The organism is Mycobacterium sp., from assembly GCF_050700595.1.
Taxonomy (GTDB): Bacteria; Actinomycetota; Actinomycetes; order Mycobacteriales; family Mycobacteriaceae; genus Mycobacterium.
This window is the reverse complement of the sequence record NZ_JBOHHI010000195.1, coordinates 1-5,710: the sequence shown is the minus strand read 5'-3', so window position 1 is coordinate 5,710 and position 5,710 is coordinate 1. Positions and strand designations below refer to the sequence as shown.

Below are 5,710 nucleotides of genomic sequence, written 5' to 3'. Positions count from 1 at the left end.
GCAGCCGGGTACGACAAGTTGCGGCTGCCGATCCGCACCGGGGTGGGGCCGTCATCATCTGCTAAGCGGCACAGCCTGATCGGCCGCCAAACGCGTCCCACCGCAGCCTTCAGCACGGCCACCTCCGCCCCATCACGCGCCCAACCAAGGTGCTCGATCGTGCGAGATCCACGTCGCGAAAACCACACGATTGGCCACCAGGGCAGCCCGGCCCCCGAATTTAGTGCGCAGATCCCCGCAGCCCAAAACCGAAAAACACCAGGTCAACCCGCTGCGACTACCGCGAACCCCGAATCGTGAGCGAAGTCAGGTCCGATTGGGTCAGCCAGCCGAACAGACCCGGTCGAGCTGGTATCGGTGGCCACTTGGGAGCACACTCCCCATCTCCAGTTCACCGATCACGTGATTGACTGCGGCAACGTAGTTGTCGTGGCGCAGTTTGATGACCCGCATGCTGTCATTCCGTATCACCGTCTCCGTGGCGGGATCGCCGCCAACGCCGTCGATCTCGTGGGTGCCGGTCGCCACTTGATCCGCGATGTCGGACTGGGTCTGCAGCATCACAGCGTCCAGGAATTGGAGCCTGCTGAGGATGAACTCCTGTCCGCCAGTCGCAGTAACGGCGCCCAGCCGCGAGGCCACGTCGGCGGTGTTCGGCCACATCGCAGTTTCCAGTAGGTTGTACGCATCGTGCGGCGGGCCGCTGATAGGAATCGGATGGTCACACGGCAGCGGATGGGTCTCCCACAGCCGGACCAGCTCCGGCCCGGCCACCGTGGCCGCGGCCGGGGACACTGTGGCCGTCGTACCGTGCGTCGTGTCGTGCTGCCCGCCGCCGCAGCCGGTGGCCAGCGCCGCCGCGGCTGTGGCGGCCGTCACGGTGACGAGTGCGCGGCCCAGGCGGAATGATAGTCCCGGTTGCATGTGTCCATCGTGGCCCGGCGCCATCGGGCAGCGGTAGCCCCCGTCCCTTGCCATGTTGAAAGGGTTGCAGTATGGAACGCATGGAACTCCAGCAACGCAACGACAACGACACCTGGGACCTGGCAACCGGTGTGGGAGCGACGGCGACACTGGTGGCCGCGGCGCGGGCCGTTGCCTGCCACACAGCGGGTCCGCTTGTCGACGATCGGTTCGCCGAACCGCTTGTCCGCGCCGTGGGAGTTGACTTCCTCACCAGATGGGTCAGCGGGGAACTTGACCTCGCCGACGACAGCGTCCAGCGGGTTCTGCAGTGGTTCGTCGACCTCATGGCGGTTCGGACCCGGTACTTCGATGCGTTTCTTCTGGACGCGACGACGGCAGGAATCCGTCAGGCGGTGAATGTGGCATCAGGTCTCGACACGCGCAGCTACCGACTGTCTTGGGCGCCGGGGAGCACGGTCTTCGAAATCGACCAGCCGCAAGTCATCGAGTTCAAGGTCGCCACGCTCGCCGGGCTCCACGCGGAACCGACCGCCGACCTGCGGGTGGTGCCGATCGACCTGCGACAGGACTGGCCCGCCGCGCTGCGTCGAGCAGGCTTCGATCCCGCCCGGCCCACCGCGTGGATCGCCGAAGGCTTCTTGCCTTTCTTACGGCCGGACGCCCAGGATCGGTTGCTGGACACCATCACCGCGCACAGCGCGGCGGGCAGTCGGCTGGCCACGGAGATCTTTATTCCGCCAACGCACGACATGATGCAACCCATCACGCAACGGTGGCGCGGGTTCGACATCGAGCCCTCCGACCTCGTATATGACGGCAAACGTAACGACGTTGCGACGTACCTGGACAACCACGGCTGGCAGTCGGTCACGACACCCATGAGCCAGTTGCTCGCGGACAACGATCTCCCCCCACGCGGAGATCAATCGCCATTCGCCGACAACAACTACTACGCGGCGATCCGGTCCACATGAAGCGGTCCGTCGTCGCGTTGTCGATGTTCACTCTGCTGGCTACCTGCTGTTCGAGTCAGACGTCCACAGCGGGCCAACCCACGGCTTCCCCGTCGGGGCAACACTCACCCGCGCCGAAACCGATCGCGCACGTCGGCGAGACGTTAAACCTCATGCGCATAGGTGGACAAAAGATCGAGGTGACGCTGATGCAGGTCATCAACCCGGCGACGGTTCCCAACGGCTGGGGCGCCGCCGGCAAAACCTACATCGCAACCAAGCTCACGATCACCAATAGCGGAACGTCGACCATCGTGGGTAACGGCAACAGCGACGTATCAGTGGTCGGATCGGACGACCAAAGCTACAGCGCGGATTTCGCCGTCGTGACCGAGTGCAAGGACTTCGCGTATGGATGGTTCCTTCTGGCCGCGGGTGCTTCCAAAACTGGCTGCGTCGTGTTCGCGCTTCCGCAGGGCATAGCGCCGGTGAAGGTCAAGTACGTGCCGTCATCGGGGGTTTCCCATGACGTCGGCGAGTGGCTGAACCCCTAGAACTTACACCGGCAGCAGTTGGTCGATCACCGCGGCAAGCTGCTTGGCCGACCGGCATTCGTGCATGGTGATCACCTCTTGGTAGCGCGGCACCGCCGAATCGCCGCTGCCCCACAGGTGCTTGGGCTCCGGGTTGAGCCAATGCGCGTGCCGGCTGGCGGTCACCAGGTACGTCAGCACGTCTGTGGCCGGGTCGCGGTAGTTGGTGCGCCCGTCGCCGAGCACCAGCAGTGAACTTCGCGGCGACAGCACGTTGTGGAACTGCTCGGTGAACGAGATGAACGCGTTGCCGTAGTCGGAATGCCCGTCGCGGGTGTAGACCCCGGCCTCCCGGGTGATCCGCTGGATCGCCACCGCCAGGTCGGCGTCGGGCCCGAAAAGATGGGTCACCTCGTCGGCGGTATCAATGAAGGCAAAGACGCGAACGCGGGAGAACTGCTGGCGCAGCGCGTGCACCAGCAGCAGGGTGAAGTGGCTGAACCCGGCGACCGATCCGGACACGTCGCACAGCACCACCAGTTCGGGCCGGGCCGGCCGCGGCTTGCGCAGCACCACGTCGATCGGCACCCCGCCGGTCGACATCGACTTGCGCAACGTCTTGCGCAGATCGATCGCGCCGGCGCGGGCACGGCGCCGCCGGGCCGCCAACCGGGTTGCCAGTGTGCGGGCCAACGGCTGGACCACCCGGCGCATCTGGCGCAGTTGATCACCCGAGGCACGCAGGAACTCGACGTTCTCGCTTAACTGCGGGATGCCGTACATCTGAACGTGGTCGCGGCCGAGCTGCTCGGCGGTACGCCGCTTGGTCTCCGCGTCGACCATTCTGCGGAGCTGGGTGATCTTCTGCGCGGCAAGCGCTTTGGCGATCTCCTGCTGGGTGGGTGTGGGTTCGTCGCCGTAGGGCGCCAGCAGGCCGGCCAGCAGCCGGCCCTCCAGCTCGTCGAGTGCCATCGCCTTGAGCGCCTGATACGACGAGTACGACGGGCCGCGGCTGGAGCTGTATTTGCCGTAGGCCTCCACGATTTGGGCGATCATCGCGAGCAGCCGCTCGTCCAGGCCGGCGAGGTCGGCGTTTTCGGTCAGCAGATCGATCAGCATCTGCCGCATCGCCTCGAGGTCTTCGGGCGGCAACTGCAGGTCGGACTCTTCGCTGACCTCTTCCTCGGTGACCACCGCGCGCGTGCCCACTGCCGCGGGCCACCATAGATCGAACATCGCGTCGTAGGTCTCCCGGTGGTCGGCGCGGCGCAGCACCGCACACGCCAAACCCTCGCGCAGCACCTCCCGGTCGCCAAGCCCGAGGGTCGCCATCACCCGTCCGGCATCCACCGTCTCCGATGGGCCAACCGAAATACCTTGGCCACGAAGTGCTTCCACGAAACCCACCAAATGACCCGGCAGGCCGTGCGGAGCCAGCGGCTGGCTGGGACGGACGCGGCGAACAGCCATCAGTTCAGCCTGAGCTCCCCGGACGCGCGTTGATGGTCCGATTGGTGTTTGAGCACGACACCCAGCGTGGCGGCGATGGTGGCGTCGTCGATGGTGTCCAGGCCGAGCGCCAGCAGCGTGCGTCCCCAGTCGATGGTCTCGGCCACCGACGGCAGCTTTTTGAGTTGCATGCCGCGCAGCACACCGATGATGCGCACCAGCTCGTCGGCCAGGTGCGCGGGCAGTTCGGGGACGCGGGACAACAGGATGCGCCTCTCCAGCTCGGGGCTGGGAAAGTCGATGTGCAAAAACAGGCAGCGCCGCTTGAGCGCCTCGGACAGCTCACGGGTGGCGTTGGAGGTCAATAGGACGAACGGCGCCCGCTCGGCGGTGATGGTGCCCAGTTCCGGGACGGTCACCGCGAAGTCGCTCAGCACCTCCAAGAGCAGGCCCTCGATCTCGATGTCGGCCTTGTCGGTTTCATCGACCAGCAGCACCGTCGGTTCGGTGCGCCGGATCGCGGTCAGCAGCGGCCGGGTAAGCAGGAACTCCTCGCTGAACACGTCATTCTTGGTCTGATCCCAGTCGTCGGAGCCGGCTTGGATGCGCAGGATCTGCTTGGCGTGGTTCCACTCGTAGAGGGCGCGGGCCTCGTCGACCCCCTCGTAGCACTGCAGGCGGACCAGCCCCGACCCGGTGGCCTGCGCGACGGCGCGGGCCAGCTCGGTCTTGCCCACACCGGCGGGACCTTCGACCAGCAGCGGCTTGCCGAGCCGGTCGGCAAGGAACACCGCGGTCGCGGTGGCGGTGTCGGGCAGGTAGCCGGTCTCGGCCAACCGCCGGCCGACGTCGTCGATGTCGGCGAACAACGGGATGGGACGTGCGGGAACGGTCACTGGGGTTTCTCCTAAGCGGGACGGGTGTGGCCGTCTCCCCAGACGATCCACTTGGTCGAGGTCAGTTCGGGCAGTCCCATCGGGCCGCGCGCGTGCAGCTTTTGGGTGGAGATGCCGATCTCGGCGCCGAAGCCGAACTGCTCTCCGTCGGTGAATGCCGTCGACGCGTTCACCATCACCGCGGCGGCGTCAACTCCTTCAGTAAATCGTTGGGCGGCAGCCACATTGGTGGTCACGATGGCTTCGGTGTGGCCGGTGCCGTATTCGTTGATGTGGGCAATCGCGCCGTCGAGTCCGTCGACCACCGACAGCGCGATATCCATCCCGAGGTATTCCCGGCGCAAATCGTCCTCAGCGGCGGCTTCGCCGGCGCTACCGTGCACGATCACCCCGGCGTCGGCCAGCGCGCCCACCAGCCGCGGCACCGCGGAAGCGGCGATCGCCTTGTCGACCAACAGTGTCTCGGCGGCGTTGCACACACTGGGCCGGCGCGTCTTCGAGTTCAACAGCACCCGCTCGGCTACCTCCAGGTCGGCGGCCTCGTGCACGTAGACGTGGCAGTTGCCGACGCCGGTCTCGATGGTCGGCACCAGGGAGTCGCGCACCACCGCGTCGATCAGGCCCGCCCCGCCGCGCGGGATCACCACGTCGACGAGGCCGCGGGCCTGGATCAGGTGGGTGACGGTGGACCGGTCGGCACTCGAAACCAGTTGCACCGCGTCGGCGGGCAGGTCTTCACTTACCAGGGCGGCGCGCAGCACCGAGACCAGTGCCCCGTTGGACTTCGCCGCCGAGGAGCTGCCACGCAGCAAGGCGGCGTTGCCGGACTTGAGTGCCAGGCCGAAGGCGTCGACGGTGACGTTGGGCCGGCCTTCGTAGACCATTCCCACCACGCCCAGCGGGACGCGCTGCTGGCGCAGCACCAACCCGTTGGGCAGGGTGTAGCCGCGCA

Annotated in this window: 6 protein-coding genes; 2 read left to right on the top strand and 4 right to left on the bottom strand. The window is 66.5% G+C overall.

The annotated features are described in order from the left end of the window. Nucleotides 1-321 precede the first annotated feature (321 nt). Entirely contained in the window at nt 322-978 is a 657-nt protein-coding gene (locus ACRDTL_RS18225; RefSeq protein ID WP_431508095.1) for a hypothetical protein, read from the bottom strand. Nucleotides 979-995: 17 nt separating this feature from the next. On the opposite strand from ACRDTL_RS18225, the gene ACRDTL_RS18220 reads away from it, so the two are divergent. Further along, nucleotides 996-1,901 carry a class I SAM-dependent methyltransferase gene (locus ACRDTL_RS18220; protein WP_431508094.1) on the top strand — a complete coding sequence of 302 codons (906 nt, stop codon included), beginning with the start codon at nt 996-998 and terminating at the stop codon, nt 1,899-1,901. 188 nt (nt 1,902-2,089) lie between these two features. After that, on the top strand, nt 2,090-2,434 hold the full coding sequence (locus ACRDTL_RS18215) for a DUF4352 domain-containing protein (protein ID WP_431508093.1): 345 nt from the start codon (nt 2,090-2,092) through the stop codon (nt 2,432-2,434). 3 nt (nt 2,435-2,437) lie between these two features. On the opposite strand, the gene ACRDTL_RS18210 is transcribed toward ACRDTL_RS18215, so the two are convergent. The 3 genes from ACRDTL_RS18210 to ACRDTL_RS18200 form a co-directional block, all read right to left on the bottom strand. Next, nucleotides 2,438-3,883 (bottom strand): vWA domain-containing protein, encoded by a 1,446-nt coding sequence (locus ACRDTL_RS18210; protein WP_431508092.1) that lies wholly within the window; start codon nt 3,881-3,883, stop codon nt 2,438-2,440. Further along, nucleotides 3,883-4,758: an AAA family ATPase gene (locus ACRDTL_RS18205; protein WP_431508091.1), complete on the bottom strand. Its 876-nt coding sequence runs from the start codon at nt 4,756-4,758 to the stop codon at nt 3,883-3,885. The genes ACRDTL_RS18210 and ACRDTL_RS18205 overlap by 1 nt, the downstream gene beginning before the upstream one ends. Nucleotides 4,759-4,769: 11 nt before the next feature. Further along, a partial coding sequence (locus ACRDTL_RS18200; RefSeq protein ID WP_431508090.1) for a glutamate-5-semialdehyde dehydrogenase occupies nt 4,770-5,710 on the bottom strand: 941 nt, incomplete at its 5' end.